The sequence below is a fragment of the Burkholderia sp. AU45388 genome (genome assembly GCF_030481585.1).
Lineage (GTDB): Bacteria > Pseudomonadota > Gammaproteobacteria > Burkholderiales > Burkholderiaceae > Burkholderia > Burkholderia sola.
In genome coordinates, this window is the sequence record NZ_JAUJPV010000004.1 from 253,282 (window position 1) to 271,891 (window position 18,610).

Annotated in this window: 20 protein-coding genes; 12 read left to right on the forward strand and 8 right to left on the reverse strand. The window is 68.4% G+C overall.

Annotation, left to right across the window (positions count from 1 at the left end):
• The first annotated feature begins 3 nt into the window (after positions 1 to 3).
• From QZM72_RS10865 to QZM72_RS10880, 4 genes are all read left to right on the forward strand, one after another.
• Positions 4 to 405 (forward strand): hypothetical protein, encoded by a 402-nt coding sequence (locus QZM72_RS10865; protein WP_089467893.1) that lies wholly within the window; start codon positions 4 to 6, stop codon positions 403 to 405.
• A complete protein-coding gene (locus QZM72_RS10870; RefSeq protein ID WP_301738044.1) occupies positions 395 to 1,228 on the forward strand; it encodes a PilW family protein in 834 nt (277 codons plus the stop codon). Before QZM72_RS10865 ends, QZM72_RS10870 begins: the two co-directional genes overlap by 11 nt.
• Before the next feature lie 143 nt (positions 1,229 to 1,371).
• On the forward strand, positions 1,372 to 1,899 hold the full coding sequence (locus QZM72_RS10875; protein WP_301738046.1) for a hypothetical protein: 528 nt from the start codon (positions 1,372 to 1,374) through the stop codon (positions 1,897 to 1,899).
• A complete protein-coding gene (locus QZM72_RS10880; protein ID WP_301738047.1) occupies positions 1,896 to 2,342 on the forward strand; it encodes a type IV pilin protein in 447 nt (148 codons plus the stop codon). Before QZM72_RS10875 ends, QZM72_RS10880 begins: the two co-directional genes overlap by 4 nt.
• Positions 2,343 to 2,392: 50 nt before the next feature.
• Here the strand turns inward: QZM72_RS10880 and QZM72_RS10885 are convergent, their stop codons facing one another.
• The 3 genes from QZM72_RS10885 to QZM72_RS10895 form a co-directional block, all read right to left on the reverse strand.
• Positions 2,393 to 2,836, reverse strand: coding sequence for a DUF3318 domain-containing protein (locus QZM72_RS10885; protein ID WP_089466758.1), 444 nt, complete (start codon positions 2,834 to 2,836; stop codon positions 2,393 to 2,395).
• Positions 2,837 to 2,879: 43 nt separating this feature from the next.
• Positions 2,880 to 3,269: a phage holin family protein gene (locus QZM72_RS10890; RefSeq protein WP_301738048.1), complete on the reverse strand. Its 390-nt coding sequence runs from the start codon at positions 3,267 to 3,269 to the stop codon at positions 2,880 to 2,882.
• A gap of 126 nt (positions 3,270 to 3,395) precedes the next feature.
• Positions 3,396 to 3,698, reverse strand: coding sequence for a YqjD family protein (locus QZM72_RS10895; RefSeq protein ID WP_006494044.1), 303 nt, complete (start codon positions 3,696 to 3,698; stop codon positions 3,396 to 3,398).
• A 317-nt stretch (positions 3,699 to 4,015) separates the two neighbouring features.
• Here QZM72_RS10895 and QZM72_RS10900 point away from each other — a divergent pair, with 317 nt between their 5' ends.
• The gene (locus QZM72_RS10900) at positions 4,016 to 4,654 is read left to right on the forward strand and encodes a peroxiredoxin (RefSeq protein WP_006476788.1); all 639 of its coding nucleotides are present in this window, start codon (positions 4,016 to 4,018) and stop codon (positions 4,652 to 4,654) included.
• A gap of 125 nt (positions 4,655 to 4,779) precedes the next feature.
• On the opposite strand, the gene QZM72_RS10905 is transcribed toward QZM72_RS10900, so the two are convergent.
• The gene (locus tag QZM72_RS10905; protein ID WP_089466760.1) at positions 4,780 to 5,967 is read right to left on the reverse strand and encodes an acyl-CoA dehydrogenase; all 1,188 of its coding nucleotides are present in this window, start codon (positions 5,965 to 5,967) and stop codon (positions 4,780 to 4,782) included.
• A 261-nt stretch (positions 5,968 to 6,228) separates the two neighbouring features.
• On the opposite strand from QZM72_RS10905, the gene QZM72_RS10910 reads away from it, so the two are divergent.
• Together QZM72_RS10910 and QZM72_RS10915 are read left to right on the forward strand one after the other, a co-directional pair.
• Complete coding sequence (locus QZM72_RS10910) at positions 6,229 to 7,020, forward strand: IclR family transcriptional regulator (RefSeq protein WP_175978852.1); 792 nt, start codon at positions 6,229 to 6,231, stop codon at positions 7,018 to 7,020.
• Between the two features lie 145 nt (positions 7,021 to 7,165).
• Positions 7,166 to 7,576 carry a GFA family protein gene (locus tag QZM72_RS10915; RefSeq protein WP_301738049.1) on the forward strand — a complete coding sequence of 137 codons (411 nt, stop codon included), beginning with the start codon at positions 7,166 to 7,168 and terminating at the stop codon, positions 7,574 to 7,576.
• 174 nt (positions 7,577 to 7,750) lie between these two features.
• On the opposite strand, the gene QZM72_RS10920 is transcribed toward QZM72_RS10915, so the two are convergent.
• Complete coding sequence (locus QZM72_RS10920; protein ID WP_069616654.1) at positions 7,751 to 8,554, reverse strand: EAL domain-containing protein; 804 nt, start codon at positions 8,552 to 8,554, stop codon at positions 7,751 to 7,753.
• 360 nt (positions 8,555 to 8,914) lie between these two features.
• On the opposite strand from QZM72_RS10920, the gene QZM72_RS10925 reads away from it, so the two are divergent.
• From QZM72_RS10925 to fahA, 5 genes are read left to right on the forward strand one after another with little or no spacing between them, the layout of a single operon-like run.
• A complete protein-coding gene (locus QZM72_RS10925) occupies positions 8,915 to 10,567 on the forward strand; it encodes an FAD-dependent oxidoreductase (RefSeq protein ID WP_301738050.1) in 1,653 nt (550 codons plus the stop codon).
• A gap of 28 nt (positions 10,568 to 10,595) precedes the next feature.
• Positions 10,596 to 10,826: a DUF2783 domain-containing protein gene (locus tag QZM72_RS10930; protein WP_089466763.1), complete on the forward strand. Its 231-nt coding sequence runs from the start codon at positions 10,596 to 10,598 to the stop codon at positions 10,824 to 10,826.
• On the forward strand, positions 10,823 to 12,181 hold the full coding sequence (locus QZM72_RS10935) for an MFS transporter (RefSeq protein WP_301738051.1): 1,359 nt from the start codon (positions 10,823 to 10,825) through the stop codon (positions 12,179 to 12,181). Before QZM72_RS10930 ends, QZM72_RS10935 begins: the two co-directional genes overlap by 4 nt.
• Before the next feature lie 16 nt (positions 12,182 to 12,197).
• Positions 12,198 to 13,532, forward strand: a complete 1,335-nt coding sequence (hmgA, locus tag QZM72_RS10940; protein WP_301738052.1) for a homogentisate 1,2-dioxygenase — start codon at positions 12,198 to 12,200, stop codon at positions 13,530 to 13,532.
• Positions 13,529 to 14,833 carry a fumarylacetoacetase gene (gene fahA, locus QZM72_RS10945; protein ID WP_301738053.1) on the forward strand — a complete coding sequence of 435 codons (1,305 nt, stop codon included), beginning with the start codon at positions 13,529 to 13,531 and terminating at the stop codon, positions 14,831 to 14,833. Before hmgA ends, fahA begins: the two co-directional genes overlap by 4 nt.
• A 171-nt stretch (positions 14,834 to 15,004) precedes the next feature.
• Here the strand turns inward: fahA and QZM72_RS10950 are convergent, their stop codons facing one another.
• The 3 genes from QZM72_RS10950 to bluB form a co-directional block, all read right to left on the reverse strand.
• A complete protein-coding gene (locus QZM72_RS10950) occupies positions 15,005 to 16,165 on the reverse strand; it encodes an MFS transporter (protein WP_301738055.1) in 1,161 nt (386 codons plus the stop codon).
• Positions 16,166 to 16,349: 184 nt separating this feature from the next.
• Positions 16,350 to 17,519 (reverse strand): MFS transporter, encoded by a 1,170-nt coding sequence (locus QZM72_RS10955; protein ID WP_089466769.1) that lies wholly within the window; start codon positions 17,517 to 17,519, stop codon positions 16,350 to 16,352.
• 291 nt (positions 17,520 to 17,810) lie between these two features.
• Positions 17,811 to 18,467: a 5,6-dimethylbenzimidazole synthase gene (bluB, locus tag QZM72_RS10960; RefSeq protein WP_301738056.1), complete on the reverse strand. Its 657-nt coding sequence runs from the start codon at positions 18,465 to 18,467 to the stop codon at positions 17,811 to 17,813.
• Positions 18,468 to 18,610 lie beyond the last annotated feature (143 nt).

The window sequence follows — 18,610 nt, forward strand, 5'->3', positions numbered from 1 at the left end:
GCGATGCGCAATGCCATGCGCGGGACGTCGTTGATCGAGGCGACGCTGGCCATCGCGCTGCTCGCCACCGTAATGCTGGCAGTGGCCGGCAGCCAGCTCGCGATGGCGCGTGCGCAGCGCGCGACGATCTGGCGCGAACGCGCGCTGTGGCTGGCCGATGCGCGTATCGAACGTCTGCATGCTGCCGCGGCGGCCGGCGATGGCCTCGAGGCGCTGGCGGCCGCATCGTTGCCGGGTGGCGCGATGACGCTCGATGGCGGCCCGGCAGGCGTCCGCTACGCGGTCGTCCGCTGGCGTGGCGGCGATGGACTCGCGTCGGTGCGTTGCGATGCCGCGGCAATGTCGACGCAGCCGCCGTCGTGTGTCCGCATTCCATTTCGGGAGAGGGCGCGCGATGCACGCTGATCGCCGTACGCGCGGCCATACGCTGCTCGAAGTGCTGATCGCGATGACCGTCGGGCTCCTCGTGCTCGCGGCGGCCGGTGCGCTGTACCACGCGCAGCGCATTGCGCAGCGTCGCGCGGAAGATGGGTTCAGGATGCGCGACGCGGCGTCGACCGCGCTGATGCTGATCGGTCAGCAGATCCAGATGGCGGGATTCCGGCCGCTCGATGCCGACGCGGGATCGTCGTTGCCGCCGGTGTTCGGGTGTTCGGCGGCGCGCGTGCGGGGTAGCGGCGCACAGGTGCGCTGCGAGCCCGCGCGCCTGTCGTCGGACGCGGTGCTGGTCCGGTATGTCGACGATGCCGTGTCGACGTGGCCGACGGTGAGCGGCCACGCATCGGATTGCCTCGGGCAGGGTGTCGGCGAGCCGGGCGAAGCTGCGGCGGTGGAGAATCGTTTCGATGCGCATGTCAGCCCATCGACGGGCGAGCCCGAACTGTATTGTGAAGGAAGCGGCCGTCCAGGCACGCCGCAACCTGTCGCGGCGGGAATCGATCAGTTGCGTATGCGCTATTTGCGTCGAGGGGCCACGCAGTTCGTCGACGCCGATGCGATGCGTGCCGACGACTGGCGCGAGGTCGTGGCCGTGCATGTCTGCGTGCGGGCGCGCGGCGAGCCGATGCGCGAACCGACGCGGCATGTCGACTGCGACGGCCGCGCCGCCGTTGCACCGGACGGCCGCGCACGTTTGACGCTCGAACGCATCGTCGCGTTGCGAAACGTCGCGCCCGCATCCGACGCTGCTTTACATGACGCAACTCGCGCAAGCGAGGTGGCGCGATGAGCGGCGCAGCGCGGTGCGCGCGGGACGACATCTCGCGACGCGTGAAGACAGCCCACGCCCAAGCGCACGCCGTCGCACATGATGACAACCCGCAGCCGACCGCATGTGCCGGCGCTCCGCCTGCGAGCCCGCGCGAGCCGCACATGCGCTGCCGGCTCGTCCGCCGCGCGTGGCGTCGCGAGGCAGGCCTTGCGTTGCCAGCGGTGATCGCGGTCGGCGCAGCAGTCGCGGCACTGACCGGCACGTGGTTCGACGCCGCATTGACGGAGTCGCGCCGCACCCGCGCGTTGTCGGATCGGTTGATCGCATTTCACGCGGCCGATGCCGCGCTGGCCGCGTGCACCGCGCGATTGCTGCACGGCTCGGCACCGTACGTGAGCGAAAGCGACTCGCGCGCGGAGCCGGACACCTGGCGGCGTATGCCGCCGCTGGCGGCTGCCGAAGCGTTCGCGCCTTTCGCCGATTGGCCGATGGCCGCGCAACCGCCGCGGTGCCTGATCGAGGCATGGCGGCCTCCGTCGGCGCAGGCCGGCGACCGCGCTTACCTTGTCACCGCGCGTGGCGTTGGCGCACACGCATCGAGCGCCGTGTGGCTGCAACACCAGGTCGCGATACGCGCCGGCCGCATCGTCGTGTTGCGCTGGCGTCGTGTCGCGGCGGTGCTTCGATGAACGGCCGTCTGCCCCGGCGCCGAGCGGCCGGATTCACGCTGATCGAGCTGATGATCGTGCTCGCGATCGTCGCGGTGCTGGCCGCGTGGGGTATCCCGTCGTATCGCGGGCATGTCGTGCGGGTTCACCGTGCGTCGGCGGTGTCCGCGCTGTACCGTGCGGCCCAATATCTTGAAACACTGGACGGTGCGCCGCCTGCGGCGTTGCCTGACGCGCTCGCGCAGGCGCCGCCGGACGGGCATGCCGTGTATCGATTGACGCTCGGGCGGCCGGATGGCGACGATTCGCCGGTGGGCTATGAACTGGCGGCGACGCCGCTCGACACCGGGCCGATGCGCGACGATGCATGCGGCACGTTCACGCTGCGCTCGGACGGCACGAAAGGCAATGCGGGAGGCGAGGGTGTCGACGAGTCGGGCGCTGTCTGCTGGGGCGTGCGCTGAATTCGTCAGGCGGGCGCGGCGGCGTATGGCCGCGCGCGGGATGCTAACGGTCAGTCGTCGCGTGGGTCGAGCCCGCGCTCCTCGCGGGACTGCTTCCAGATCCGGTAGACCTCCCATGCGGCGAAGCCGAGCGTGCCCCACTTCAGCGCGGGGCCCGTGCTCGCGCGCAGCAGCGAGCGAACGGGTTTCGCCAGCACGAGCGACGCGAGCGAGCTCAGCATCGGATACTGGTTGACGAGCTGGCCGAGGCTTGCGTTCAGGTTCTTGGCCGACTGGCCGAACCTGCTGGTCGACAGCCCGGGGATGAACACCTTGAGCCAGCTGAAGCGCGTGACGGCCTGGCGCATTTCGGCGGCGGCCTCCGCAAGTTCGAGCCGCTCGACTTCGGATCGCAGGATCAGCAATTCCTTGCGGAGCGCGCGGTGCTGCGACGCGCTCCAGTTCGATCGCGACGAATGGGAGCGGGAGGGGTTGCCCGTGATGTTCTGGCTCATGGCGCGTCGGCGAAGTAGGTGGGAGGGACGAGCGCGAGCGCGCTCACGGCTTGCCGCGGAACAGGTCGCGGTCTTTCTCGAGTTCGGCGAGCGTGGCCTCGAACACTGTGGGCGCGTCGCGCAGGCCCGAGCGCGCTTTCAGCGCGCACGTGATGCCGCCAATGGCATACAGCGCGGTGATCGCGGCGAGCGCCTGCCAGCGGTAGGTATCCCAGAACGCGATCGCGATCAGCACGGTGAGGCTGATGAGCGCCATCGTCGCGAGCATCATCGCGGCGAGTCCGAGGAACAGCACGCTCATCAGGCGCTCCTTCTCCTCGGCAAGCTCGATGCCCACCAGTTCGAGGCGCGTCTGCAGAAGGCCGATCGCGGAGCCGACGAGGCGGCGCAGCGGTCCTTGACCGGACGGCTGCGAGGGGGTGTCTGTCGTCATGGATAAGAGGCTTGCGCGTGCAGTAAGCAGCTAGGACAAAGCCGCCGGCGCGAGCCGGCGGGCTTCGGCGTTCGACGCCCGCCGGCCGCGCGACGCTGCCTGCGGGACGAAACGGCGCAGAGCGCGTTACTTGCGGTTGATCAGCAGGCCGATCAGCACGCCGACGCCGGCAGCCACGCCGATCGACGTCCACGGGTGCTCGTGCACGTAGTCGTCGGTCGCGCGCGCGGCCTTCTTGCCTTTCTCGACCACCACGACCTGAACGTCGGCAGCCTTTTCCTTGGCCTGCTTCAGGCGAGACATGGCCTTCTCGCGCAGCTCGGCCGCACGGTCGCCCGTGCTGCTCGCCGCTTGCTTGAGCAGGTCTTCGGCGTCCGAGAGAACGGTTTTGATATCCGACATCAGTTTCTCCTTGTTGATTTCCGACATTGCAACTCCCTTCGTGCTGTCATGCTGCAGGTTCACATCGTAGCGAAACCCCTGCCTGCTGGCGAGCCGGGAAGACACACGGCGGCAGCGCAAGACTGCATGGTAAACGACTTGTAATCATGAACAGAGCGACAAAGGATTGAAAAGTTTCCCTCGCCGCCCACCGTCCTGCCGCGACGTCGGGTAAAAATGACAAAAAAGCATGAATATCAAACGGAATATTCGTTCGCACGGCCCATGGCTTCCCGTAAGCTGATGGACCGCCCCGCGCTGTCCGGCGCGCGGTTTCAACCAGTATCGTTCGAGGAGGGAACATCATGAGTCTGCGTCTTGGCGACATCGCACCGGATTTCGAGCAGGAATCGAGCCTGGGCACGATCAAGTTTCACGAGTGGCTCGGCAACAGCTGGGGTGTCCTGTTCTCCCATCCGGCCGACTACACGCCGGTGTGCACGACCGAACTCGGGTTGACCTCGAAGCTGAAGGGCGAATTCGAGAAACGCAACGTGAAGGTGATCGCGCTGTCGGTCGACGGCGTCGAATCGCACAAGGGCTGGATCAACGACATCAACGAAACGCAGTCGACGGTCGTGGGCTTCCCGATCATCGCCGACGCCGATCGCAAGGTGTCGCAGCTGTACGACATGATTCACCCGAACGCGAACGAAACGCTGACGGTGCGTTCGCTGTTCGTGATCGACCCGAACAAGAAGGTGCGGCTCACGATCACCTATCCGGCCAGCACGGGGCGCAACTTCGACGAAGTGCTGCGCGTGATCGACTCGCTGCAACTGACCGACAATTACAAGGTCGCGACGCCCGGCAACTGGAAGGACGGCGACGACGTCGTGATCGTGCCGTCGCTGCAGGACCCGGAAGAGCTGAAGAAGCGCTTCCCGAAGGGCTTCAACGCGGTGCGTCCGTATCTGCGCCTGACGCCGCAGCCGAACAAGTAAGCATCGGCGGCCCGGAGCCGCGGCTCCGATGAAAACAAGCCCGCCCGGCAGCGATGCCGGGCGGGCTTTTGCGTGGCGGCATGCGCGTGCGCGGCATCGCCGCCGCCCATGTCATGGCCGCATCGTCAGAAGAATGCCTGGATGCCCGTCTGCGCGCGGCCGAGGATCAGCGCGTGGATGTCGTGCGTGCCTTCGTACGTGTTGACCACTTCGAGGTTCACGAGGTGACGTGCGACGCCGAATTCGTCGGAGATGCCGTTGCCGCCGAGCATGTCGCGGGCGAGCCGCGCGATGTCGAGCGCCTTGCCGCATGAATTGCGCTTCATGATCGACGTGATCTCGACGGCGGCCGTGCCTTCGTCCTTCATCCGGCCGAGGCGCAGCACGCCTTGCAGGCCGAGCGTGATTTCGGTCTGCATGTCGGCGAGCTTCTTCTGGATCAACTGGTTCGCGGCGAGCGGCCGGCCGAACTGCTGGCGGTCGAGCACGTACTGGCGCGCGGTGTGCCAGCAGGACTCGGCCGCACCGAGCGCACCCCACGCGATCCCGTAACGCGCCGAGTTCAGGCAGGTGAACGGGCCGCGCAGGCCGCTCACGTTCGGCATCAGGTTCTCTTCGGGCACGAACACCTCGTCGAGGACGATCTCGCCGGTGATCGACGCGCGCAGCCCGACCTTGCCGTGGATCGCCGGCGCCGACAGGCCCTTCCAGCCCTTCTCCAGGATGAAGCCGCGGATCGCGTCCTTGCCGTTCTCCTCCAGCTTCGCCCACACGACGAACACGTCGGCGATCGGCGAGTTGGTGATCCACATCTTCGCGCCGGACAGCGCGTAGCCGCCCGGCACCTTCTTCGCGCGCGTGACCATGCTGCCGGGATCGGAGCCGTGATTCGGCTCGGTCAGGCCGAAGCAGCCGATCCATTCGCCGGTCGCGAGCTTCGGCAGGTATTTCTGCTTCTGCGCGTCGGAGCCGAATTCGAAGATCGGCACCATCACGAGCGACGACTGCACGGACATCATCGACCGGTAGCCCGAATCGACGCGCTCGACCTCGCGTGCGATCAGCCCGTAGCTCACGTAGTTGAGGCCGGGGCCGCCGTATGCCTCGGGAATCGTCGGGCCGAGCAGGCCGACCTCGCCCATCTCGCGAAAGATGGCCGCGTCGGTGCGTTCGTGGCGGAACGCTTCGGTGACGCGCGGCGCGAGCTTGTCCTGTGCGTACGCCTGCGCGGCATCGCGGACCATCCGCTCTTCTTCGGTCAGTTGCTGGTCGAGCAGCAGCGGATCGTCCCAATGAAAAGTTGCAGCACTCATCGTCTCATCTCCTGTCGGCCCGAGTTAGCGCTTTAGCGCTTACTCGGGCCCCATGCTTCGCGGTCGGCCCGAGCCAACGCTCACTCGGTTCCATGCTTTGCGGTCGATCGGGCGGGCGCCTCGACGCCGACTCCCGCCGTGCGCGTCGGTCGGCAGTGGTCGGGCTTCGGCGCTTGCTCCGGGCGGATACCTGAAGTTCGCTTGACTTGCGTTCCGCTGTGCGGAACAATGTTTTGCAAATTGACCTCAGTGTAGCACTGGATGACACTTTCAACCATCGACGACACCCCCATCGACGAGCGCAAGTTCGTCGTCGCGCTGGCGCGCGGCCTCGACCTGCTGCGCGCCTTCCGGCCCGGCGAGACGATGCTGGGCAACCGCGACTTCGCGGAACGCACGGGCCTGCCGAAGGCGACGGTGAACCGGCTCGCCTATACGCTGACCGTGCTCGGCTATCTGCGCTACGACGAGACGCTCGGAAAGTATGCGCTGGACGCCGGCGTGCTGTCGCTCGGCTATGCGCTGCTGTCGGGCTCGGGGACGATCGATCTCGCGCGGCCGCACATGCAGGCGCTCGCGCGGGAGATCGGCGCGGCCGTGTCGCTCGGCTGCCGCGACGGGCTCGACATGATCTATCTGGAGACGATCCGCAGCGAGACCGCGCTGACGCTCGGGCTCGCGCCCGGCTCGCGGCTGTCGATGCTGACGAGCTCGATGGGGCGCGCGTACCTGGCCGTGCAGCCGGAGGACGTGCGCCGCGCGCTCTATGCCGAACTGCACCGCGCGGCCGGCGGCGCGGCCGACGCCGATGCGCTCGTCGCGGCCGCGCAGCACGCGGTGGCCGAGTTCTCCGAAGGCGGATGCTGCTATTCGTTTCGCGCGTGGCATACGGACGTGAACGCGGCGGCCGTGCCGTTTCGCGAGCCGCGCGAGGGGCGCTGGCTGATCCTGAGCTGCAGCGGCCCCGCGTCGTCGATGGACGAGGACGTGTTTCGCACGCAAGTCGGGCCGCGGCTGAAGGCACTCGCGCAGCGGCTCGGGCAGACCGTTTGAGCAACGCGCGCGCGGAGGGTGCCGTCGCGCGCCAACCGGTTCGTTCGCGGCGGATGCGGGGAGCGGAGGCGTCGCCGTCGCGTATTGCGCGACGGGCGAACCGCGCTCATCATCGTTCGCCTGTTTCCCGACGACGAGGCTTGCCATGGCGCACCCCGAACCGATGGAAGGCGGATGCGCGTGCGGCGCGATCCGCTACCGCATCGCCGACGTTCCAACCGATGCCGGCTTCTGCCACTGTCGGCTCTGCCAGCGCACGACCGGCGCGGCGGTCGTCGCATCGGCCTCGGTGCCGATCGCCGCATTTGAATACCTGCAGGGCGAACCGACCATCTATGCGTCGAGCGCGTGGGGCGAGCGGCGCTTCTGCGGCCGTTGCGGCGCGCAGCTCGAATACCGGCGCGCCGACGCGCCGCGGACGGTCGAGATCAATTACGCGACGCTCGACGAACCGTCGAGGCTGCGTCCGGCGTGGCACGTCTGGTACGGGGATCGTTTCCCGGGCATCGAGATCGACGACGATCTACCGAAGTACGACGACGGCGGACGAGAATAGGCCGCACATTGGCGTCGAACGCGCGCACAAGCACGTTCGACCTTTCTGCGTGAACGAACCGGGAACCGACCGGCGCCGAGCGACGCTGCGTGCTGAAACCCGATCCTTGCAGCGACACGACACCGGAGTCCGCCCTCCGGCGCGCCGCTCCGGCGCGCCTTCCCCGCCGATCGCTCAGACCGTCACGACCTTCGCGAACACCGGCCCCTGCATGAACCGCACGTCGTGCTGGCGCAGCAGCTCGCACTGCGTCTCGTCCACGACGCCGTCGAAGATCAGCGGAATCCGCACGCGCTGCGCATAGGCGACGAGCGCCTTCACCATCCCGTCGCGCAACGCGATGCCGGCATCCATCTTGATGTAGTCGGGGCGTGCCATGTCCGATTCGACCGCGAGGATGCGGCCGGGGTCGGGCAGCTTGTCCGCGACCTTGAAGCCATGATGCTGGTAACTGCGCGTCAGGTAGCCGAGGAACGTCTTGTGGGCGACCGCGACCGCCGGCAGCTCGATCACGATCCGCTCGGTCGGTAGCCCGAAGCGCTGCAGCACCGACGAGAAATGCTTGCCGTGGTCGTACTTCACGCTCTTGAGCAGCCGCTCGTGCACGCGCAGGAACAACAGCCCGTGGCGCTGCGCGCCGAAGAAATTGATTGCGTGCAGCGCGCGCGACAGGCGGTCGATCGCGACCAGCGTCTGGTCGTCGACGGCGGCATCGACCGGATCGTGCTGCGCACCCGTGACCAGCGTGACGGCCTGGAAGCCGAGTTCGTCGCCGTAGCGCTCGATCGCGTCAGCGAACGACGTCGATTGCGGCGAGCCGGGCATCGTCACGTCGTAGATCGGCTCGTACGCACTGGCGAGCGTGCGCTCGGGCAGATTCGCGCACGCGGTGCCGCCTTCGGCAAGCGCGAGGTGCTCCCGCAGATACGGGAGTTGCCCGGCACGGGTCACCAGCTCGGGGATGGTAGGCGGAATCATCGGCGTGAGAAGGAAAAATGGCGGCCGAAAGGGCCGCCTCGTGACTTGATATTAGCAGCGCGCGCCGCGCTCGGCTTGGCGTTTCACTCATATGGTTATCCCGTTCCCGAGCGAACGACTAGGGTTTACGTTGATTTCACTATACGTAATTGGTTTTACTATTCGTAAATCCAGGGGTGTGTCGTCGATCAGAAATGCGGCACGCAGGCGTCGCGAAACGGCGCCATTCAAGAATCAACAGGAGCAAGGAGCGAGACGTGGCGGTTGACAGGACAGGCGGGCACGCGCGCCGGCAGGAGACGAACGGGACGACGGGCGCAGTGGTGCGCGCACGGCGGCGTTGAGGCGCGGATGGCGACCATGAGCATCGATTACCAGACGCTGAAGTTCGAGTACCGCGCCCGCGCGCACGACGCGGCCGTCCACCCGGTGATCGTCGTCGGCGCGGGCCCGGTGGGCCTCGCGGCCGCGATCGATCTCGCGCAGCAAGGCGTGCCGGTCGTGCTGCTCGACGACGACGACACGCTCTCGACCGGCTCGCGCGCGATCTGCTTCGCGAAGCGCACGCTCGAGATCTTCGACCGGCTCGGCTGCGGCGAGCGCTTCGTCGACAAGGGCGTGAGCTGGCACGTCGGCAAGGTGTTCCTGCAGGACGAGCAGCTTTACGCGTTCGACCTGCTGCCCGAGGAAGGGCATGCGCGCCCGGCGTTCGTCAACCTGCAGCAGTACTACGTCGAAGGCTATCTGGCCGATCGCGCGTTCGAGCTGCCGAACATCGACATCCGCTGGAAGCACAAGGTGACGGGCGTCGACCAGTCGGCCGAACACGCGGCGCTGACGATCGAGACGCCGGACGGCATCGCGACGCTGCGCGCGCAATACGTGATCGCGGCCGACGGCTCGCGCAGCCCGATGCGCACGATGATGGGCCTCGAAAGCCGCGGCCGCACGTTCAAGGACCGCTTCCTGATCGCCGACGTGAAGATGAAGGCGGAGTTTCCGACCGAGCGCTGGTTCTGGTTCGATCCGCCGTTTCACCGCAACCAGTCGGTGCTGCTGCATCGCCAGCCGGACAACGTGTGGCGCATCGACTTCCAGCTCGGCTGGGATGCCGATCCGGTCGCGGAGAAGCAACCGGAGCGCGTGATCCCGCGCGTGCGTGCGCTGCTCGGGCCGGACGTCGAGTTCGAGCTCGAGTGGGTGAGCGTCTACACGTTCCGCTGCCAGCGGATGGATACGTTCCGCCACGGCCGCGTGCTGTTCGCGGGCGATTCCGCGCACGGCGTGTCGCCGTTCGGCGCGCGCGGCGCGAACAGCGGCGTGCAGGATGCGGACAACCTCGCGTGGAAGCTGAAGCTGGTGCTCGACGGCCGCGCGCACGACCGCCTGCTCGACACGTATGCGAGCGAGCGCGAGTTCGCGGCCGACGAGAACATCCGCAACTCGACGCGCTCGACCGACTTCATCACGCCCAAGAGCGCGGTGTCGCGCGTGTTCCGCGACGCGACGCTGAAGCTTGCGCGCGACTGCGAGTTCGCGCGCAAGCTGGTGAACAGCGGGCGCCTGTCGGTGCCGGCCGTGCTGGTCGATTCGCCGCTCAACACGCCGGACCGCGGCGGCGACACATTTGCATGCGCGATGCGGCCGGGCGCGGCGGCGGCCGATGCGCCGGTGCGCGTGCAGGATGCGCCGGGCTGGCTGCTGCAGCATCTGCGCGGCGGCTTCAGCGGCGTGCTGTTCGGCTTGCCGGGCGATGCGGCCGCGCTCGCGCAGGCCGTCGACGGTCTCGCGCTGCCGGTGCGGCCGGTGCTCGTCGTGCCGGCCGGGCACGCGCAGCCGGTGGCCGGCGTCGACGTTGTGGAGGACGTCGACGGCCTCGCCGCGCGGCGTTACGACGCGCAGCCCGGCACGTTCTACCTGCTGCGTCCCGACCAGCACGTGTGCGCACGCACGCGCACGCTCGACCGTCAGGCGATCGCCGACGCACTGGCGCGCGCGAGCTGCGCACGCTGAATACGATAAAGACACCGGAGACACCGTCATGCCCCCACTCGATACCCGCCCGCGCCTGGCCGACCCCGACGCGTTCTACGAAGCGCTGATCGACATGCATCGCGACCTGTCGGACGCGGACAGCCAGCTCGTCAACGCGAAGCTGATCCTGTTGCTCGCGAACCAGGTCGGCGACGCCGACGTGCTGCGCGAAGCGATGGCGCTCGCGCGCCAGGGCGTGACGTCGCCCGTGCATCCGGCCGCCGAGGTCGCGCAATGAGCGCGGCGGCCGATGCGCGTGTGCTCGAAGTGGAGCGCGTGATCGACGAGACTCATCGCCCGGGTTTTCACGCGATGCTGCTCGCGCTATGCGGGCTGTGCCTCGTGATCGACGGTTTCGATGCGCAGGCAATGGGCTACGTCGCGCCGAGCGTGATCGCGGAATGGGGCGTGCCGAAGCAGGCGCTCGGGCCCGTGTTCAGCGCGAGCCTGTTCGGGATGCTGCTCGGCGCGCTCGGGCTGTCGGTGCTGGCCGACCGGATCGGGCGGCGCCCGGTGTTGATCGGCTCGACGCTGTTCTTCGCGGTGACGATGCTCGCGACGCCGTTCGCGAACTCGATCCCCGTGCTGATGGCGCTGCGCTTCGTCACGGGCCTCGGCCTCGGCTGCATCATGCCGAACGCGATGGCGCTGGTCGGCGAGTTCAGCCCGGCCGCGCATCGCGTGAAGCGGATGATGATCGTGTCGTGCGGCTTCACGCTCGGCGCGGCGATCGGCGGCTTCATCAGCGCCGCGCTGATTCCGGCGCTCGGCTGGCGCGCGGTGTTCTTCGTCGGCGGCGCGGTGCCGCTCGTGCTGACGATCGCGATGGTCGCGCGGTTGCCGGAGTCGCTGCAGTTCCTGGTGCTGAAAGGGCGCGTCGCGCAGGCGCGCGACTGGCTCGCGCGGTTCGCGCCGCAAGCCGGCATCGATGCGAATACGCGGCTCGTCGTGCGCGAGCGCGCGGCGAGCGGCGCGCCGGTCGCCGAGCTGTTCAGCCATGGCCGCCTGCCGGTCACGCTGCTGCTGTGGGCGATCAGCTTCATGAACCTGATCGATCTGTACTTCCTGTCGAACTGGCTGCCGACCGTGATGCGTGAGGCCGGCTATTCGCCGGGCACGGCGGTGATCGTCGGCACGGTGCTGCAGACGGGCGGCGTGATCGGCACGCTGTCGCTCGGCTGGTTCATCGAACGTTACGGCTTCGTGCGCGTGCTGTTCGCGTGCTTCGCGTGCGCGGCCGTGTCGGTGGGGCTGATCGGCTCGGTCGCGCATGCGCTGCCGTGGCTGCTGGTGGTCGTGTTCGCGGGCGGGTTCTGCGTGGTCGGCGGACAGCCGGCCGTGAACGCGCTCGCGGGCCAGTATTACCCGACGTCGCTGCGCTCGACGGGCATCGGCTGGAGCCTCGGCATCGGCCGGATCGGCTCGGTGCTCGGGCCGCTCGTCGGCGGGCAACTGATTGCGCTCAACTGGAGCAACGGCGCGCTGTTCCACGCGGCCGCGGTGCCCGTGCTGTGCTCGGCGCTGTTCGTGCTGGGCTTGGCCGGTGTCACGCGGCGCAGCGGCGCGCAGGCGCCGAACGCCGCCCTGAATTGATGGAGAAAGGAAAACGATGACGCTTGACCTGTCGAAACCGGCGACCGCCGGCTACCTGAGCGGTTTCGCGAACGAATTCGCGACCGAGGCGCTGCCCGGCGCGCTGCCGCACGGCCGCAATTCGCCGCAGCGCGCGCCGTACGGGCTGTACGCGGAGCAACTGTCGGGCACCGCGTTCACCGCGCCGCGCGGCCACAACCGCCGCGCGTGGCTGTACCGGATTCGCCCGGCCGCGGTGCACCGGCCGTTCGAGCCGTACGCGGGAGCGCCGCGGCTCGTGTCGGAGTTCGGCGATTCGGCCGACGTGCCGCCGACGCCGCCGAACCAGTTGCGCTGGGATCCGCTGCCGATGCCGGTCGAGCCGACCGATTTCGTCGACGGCCTCGTGACGATGGCCGGCAACGGGTCGGCCGCGTCGATGAACGGCTGCGCGATCCACCTGTACGCGGCGAACCGCTCGATGCAGGACCGCTTCTTCTACAGCGCGGACGGCGAGCTGCTGATCGTGCCGCAGCAGGGGCGGCTGTTCATCGCGACGGAATTCGGCCGGCTCGACGTCGAGCCGTTCGAGATCGCGGTGATTCCGCGCGGCGTGCGTTTTGCCGTCGCGCTGCCGGACGGCGACGCGCGCGGCTACATCTGCGAGAACTTCGGCGCGCTGCTGCGCCTGCCGGATCTCGGCCCGATCGGCTCGAACGGGCTCGCGAACCCGCGCGACTTCCTGACGCCGCAGGCCGCGTACGAGGATCGCGAAGGCGCGTTCGAACTGATCGCGAAGCTGAACGGGCGCCTCTGGCGCGCGGACATCGGCCATTCGCCGCTCGACGTCGTCGCGTGGCACGGCAACTACGCACCGTATAAATACGACCTGCGCCTGTTCAACACGATCGGCTCGATCAGCTTCGACCATCCCGATCCGTCGATCTTCCTCGTGCTGCAGGCGCAGAGCGATACGCCGGGCGTCGACACGATCGACTTCGTGATCTTCCCGCCGCGCTGGCTCGCGGCCGAGGATACGTTCCGCCCGCCCTGGTTCCACCGCAACGTCGCGAGCGAGTTCATGGGGCTCGTGCACGGCGCGTACGACGCGAAGGCCGAAGGCTTCGTGCCGGGCGGCGCGAGCCTGCACAACTGCATGTCGGGCCACGGGCCCGACGCGGACACGTTCGAGAAGGCGTCGGCGAGCGACACGACGAAGCCGCACAAGGTCGACGCGACGATGGCGTTCATGTTCGAAACCCGCACGCTGATCCGGCCGACGCGCTATGCGCTCGACACCGCGCAGTTGCAGGCCGATTACTTCGAATGCTGGCAAGGCATCAGGAAACACTTCAATCCGGAGCAAAAGTGAGCGATATCCAAGACTGGCGCGCGACGCTCGACCCGGCTCGCAAGAGCTGGGTCGACACGGCGAACGATCCCGCCTGCGATTTCCCGATCCAGAACCTGCCGTTCGGGATCTTCAGCGATGCGAAGCAGGGCGCGCGCCGTGCGGGCGTCGCGCTCGGCGACCAGATCGTCGATCTCGCGGCGCTCGCGCGCGCGGGCCTGGTGACGCTGCCGGCCGGCGCCGATGTGTTCGCCGCGCCGACGCTCAACGCGTTCATCGCGCTCGGCCGCGACGCGTGGCGCAGCGTGCGTGTGCAACTGTCGGCACTGTTCTCGCGCGACAACGCGACGCTGCGCGACGACGCGGCACTGCGCGCACAGGTGCTCGTCGCGCAGCGCGACGCGACGCTGCATCTGCCGCTCGATATCCCCGGCTACACCGATTTCTATTCGTCGAAGGAGCATGCGACCAACGTCGGCTCGATGTTCCGCGATCCGAAGAATGCGCTGCTGCCGAACTGGTCCGAGATGCCGATCGGCTACAACGGCCGCGCATCGTCGGTGGTCGTGAGCGGCACGCCGGTGCGGCGCCCGAACGGGCAACTGAAGCTGCCCGACCACGAGCGTCCGGTGTTCGGCGCGTGCCGCAAGCTCGACATCGAACTGGAAACGGGCTTCATCGTCGGCAAGGGCAACGCGCTCGGCGAGCCGATCGCGTGCGAGGACGCGGAAGCGCATATCTTCGGGATGGTGCTGCTGAACGACTGGAGCGCGCGCGACATCCAGCAGTGGGAATACGTGCCGCTCGGCCCGTTCAACTCGAAGGGGTTCGCGACGACGATCTCGCCGTGGATCGTCACGCTCGATGCGCTCGAACCGTTCCGCGTCGCGCAGCCGGAGCAGTCGCCGCAGCCGCTCGCGTATCTGCGGCATGCGGGCAAGCATGCGTTCGACATCGCGCTGGAAGTGACGCTGCGGGCCGAGGGCGCGGCCGAAGCGACGTCGATCTGCCGCACCAACTTCAAGTACATGTACTGGACGATGGCGCAGCAGCTCGCGCATCACACGGTGGCGGGCTGCAACACCCGCGTGGGCGACCTGATGGGTTCGGGCACGATCAGCGGGCCGACCAAGGATTCGTTCGGCAGCCTGCTCGAACTGACGTGGAACGGCAAGGAGCCGGTCGCGCTGGATGGCGGCGGCGCCAGGACGTTCATCGAGGACGGCGACGAGCTCACGCTCGCCGGTTGGTGCCAGGGCGACGGCTATCGCGTCGGCTTCGGCACGTGTGCGGGCAAGATTTTGCCGGCGCGCGGCGCATGACGGATCGCGACGCCGGGCGTTGCGTGTAGGTTACGTGTAGGCCATGCGTCGGCCGGAAGGACAGGGCGGCCCGCATCGCGCGGGCCGTTTTCGTTTACCGCGGGAGGGACGTGAGCGGGCCGAGGCGTATCGGTGCATGATGCCGCGCGCCGACGCCAACGCCCATCTGCATCAGATCGCGCGCTGCACCGCCGAGCGTCGTTCCCACGACGCAGCCGCGACGAACGAGGCGACGCAGGTGATCAGCACGCCGACCAGCGCGTTGCTGCCCAGTTGCTCCATCAACGCACCAGCCACGAGCGGGCCGCCGAAGCTCGCGGCGCTCCACGACGCCGACACGAGCGAGCTCGCGGTGACGAGCGCCGCGCCGCGGAAACGCTCGCCGCACGCGACGAGCGACAGCGTGTAGATGCTGCCGGCCGCCGCGCCGAGCACGAACAGCAGCGGCCAGCACAGCCACGGATTCGCGATCACGAACGGCAGCAGCGGCAGCCCGGCCAGCACGATCCAGCCCGCGCCGAGGTGCACGCGTTCGCGGCCGAGCTTGTCCGCGAGCCAGCCGATCGGGAACTGCATCGCGGTATCGCCGAACAGCATGATCGACGCGAGCAGCACGGCGGTCGCGCTGGCGACGCCGTGATCCATCGCATAGAGCGGCAGCAGCGACAGCGCGAGCGTGTCGAACAGCGCGAAGAAGCCGGTGCCGATGATCAGCGCGGGCATGCGCGGCAGCACGTCGAGCCAGCGGCCGTGCGCTTCGTGATGCGCGTCGTCGCCGGCGAGCGGCGCACGGCGGATCGTCGCGAGCGTGGGCAACGCGAGCAGGAACAGCGCGCCGCACAGCGCGAAGCGGATGCTCGTCGCGCCGGCGATCTGGCTGACGAGCACGGGGCCGGCCATCTGGAACAGCGTGAAATTGGTCGCGTAGATCGCGACCACGCGGCCGCGCGTCGAATCGTCGGCGAGCTGGTTGACCCACGCCTCGCCGATCGTGAACAGCAGCATCAGCGCGGCGCCGCACAGCACGCGCAGCACGCCCCACAGGAACAGGTTCGACGTGAACTGCATCATCGCGGTGGCGGCCGCGAGCAGCACGACCGACACGACGATCGCGCGGCGCGCGCCGATATGCCGTGCGAGCGCGGTGACGAACGGGACGATCGCGAGGCCGCCGAGGGCCTGCGCGGCGGTGAGCATGCCGACGACGTTGGTGCCGTGCCCGGCTTCGGTCAGTGCAAGTGCGGTGAGCGGCAGTGTGGCGCCGGTGCCGAGGCCGACGACCGCGACGCTCAGGATCAGCGCGAGGAAATCGCGATTGAGAATGGCTTTCATCGGCCGCGATGCTACACCGCGACCGGTGAAAGGTCCATGAAGGCCGTCAGGCTAGGGCCTGTTCACGCTAATAACGGGCTTGCGCTGGCCCCACGAATGCATTTTTCCAAACAGGGGAACGTGCGTTATTAGCGTGAACAGGCCCTATAGGAGTTGCGTACGCAACGAACGCAGCAGGTTCTCGTCACACGTACTCGGTCGGCACGGCCACCGGCCGGCGCTCAAGCGACGCCGACCACAGCGTGAGCGCGAGCGCCGCGACGGCCATCGCGACGCCGACCCACGGCAGGCTCACGAGCGACACGCCCGAGCCGATCGCCATCCCGCCGAGCCATGCGCCGGTCGCGTTGCCGAGGTTGAACGCGCCCTGGTTCAGCGTCGACGCGAGGTTCGGCGCGTCGCTCGCGCGATCGACGATCATGATCTGCAGCGGCGGCACGATCGCGAACGCGAGGATGCCCCACACGAAAACCGTCGCGAGCGCGGCGAACGGCAGATGCATCGTGCCGGCGAACAGCGCGAGCACGATGCCGATCAGCGCGAGCGTCGCGATCAGCGACGGCATCCGGCGCCAGTCGGCGAGCCTGCCGCCGAGCGTGCCGCCGACCGTCAGGCCGAGGCCGAACAGCAGCAGCACGTAGGTGACCTGATGCGGCGAGAAGCCCGTCACGTCCTCGAGGATCGGCGTGATGTACGTGAACACGCTGAACAGGCTCGCGGACGCGAGCACGCTGATGCCGAGCACCATCAGCACCTGCGGGTGCTTCAGCACGCTGAATTCGCGTGTGATGCTGGTGTCGGGCATCGCGAGGTTCTTCGGCAGGCACACCGCGAGCGCGGCGGCCGCGGCGATGCCGATGCCGGTGACGGCCCAGAACGTCGCGCGCCAGCCGAACGCCTGGCCGAGCGCGGTGCCGAGCGGCACGCCGAGCACGTTCGCGAGCGTGAGGCCGGTGAACATCAGCGCGATCGCCTGCGCGCGGCGGTTCGGCGCGACGAGGTTGCTCGCGACCACCGAACCGATGCCGAAGAACGCCCCGTGGCAGAACGCGGTGACGACGCGCGCGGCCATCAGCACCGCGTAGCCGGGCGCGATCGCGCAGAACAGGTTGCCGGCGATGAACAGCCCGATCAGGCCCATCAGCGCACGCTTGCGCGGCATCTTCGCGGTGACGATCGCGAGGATCGGCGCGCCGATCGTCACGCCGAGCGCGTAGCCCGACACCAGCATCCCGGCGGCCGGGATCGACACGCCGAGGTCGCGCGCGACGTTGGGCAGCAGCCCCATGATCACGAATTCGGTGGTACCGATTCCAAATGCGGCGACGGCAAGGGCGAAAAGAGGCAGGGGCATCGCGGTAGGCTCGGGAAAGGAGGCCGCTCGAGCCGGGCGCAGGATGCGCGGGGCGGGCGGTCGGTGAGGCGAGAGTCAGCCGCGATTCTACTTCAGTGAAAACCCTGATGCTTGCCGCCAAAATGGGTGTTGCCGCCGTGCGACGGGGCGGCGGGCGGGGTGCTCAGACTGTGGGATTTACGGCGGTTCGGCGGCGGGTGAGGCGGCTGCCGAACCAGGTCAGGCAGCGGGTTCCGTGGCCCCGCCGAGCAGCGCGCCCGACATTTCGGTCTCTGCGGGCGACGCCGCCGATCAGGCCCCATCGATTGTCGCCGGCTCGTCCCAGCCGTTCTCGAACAGGCACGCTTCGATCGGCATCCGCGCGGCCCAGCGTTCTTCTTCCAGCATCGGCTTCGCATAGAACGCATCGACGTGCCCGACGCACAGCACGGCGATCGGCTTCGCGCCGTCGGGCATCCGCAGCAGCGTGCGCAGCGCATCGACGTCGAACAGCGACACCCAGCCCATCCCGAGCCCTTCCGCGCGCGCCGCGAGCCACATGTTCTGGATCGCGCACGCGGCGGATGCCAGATCCATTTCCGGCAGCGTGCGGCGGCCGAACACATGGCGTTCGCGGCCATCGGCGAGCGCGACGACCAGCAACTCGCCGCATTCGCGCACGCCTTCGACCTTCAGCCGCATGAATTCGTCCTGGCGCTCGCCGAGCGCGTCGGCGGTCGCGCGGCGCTCGGCCTCGACCAGCGCGTGAATGGCGGTGCGCAATGCGGAATCGGTAATACGGATGAAGCGCCACGGCTGCATGAAGCCCACGCTCGGTGCGTGGTGCGCTGCACGCAGCAGGCGCGCGAGCACGGCCGGATCGACGGGCGCCGGCGTGAAGTGGCGCATGTCGCGCCGTTCGAAGATGGCGCGGTAGACAGCGGCGATGTCGGAATCGTCGAAACGCATGAGCGGCAAAGGCAGGGAAGGACGTCGGCGCAACGATAGCAGACGGCGCGCTCGAAACGTTACTTCAAACGAAACAATGCGTTGAATTGTTGACGGGGGTGACTGCGGTTCGCGGCGGGAGGCAGGAGCAAACGATTGCGGAT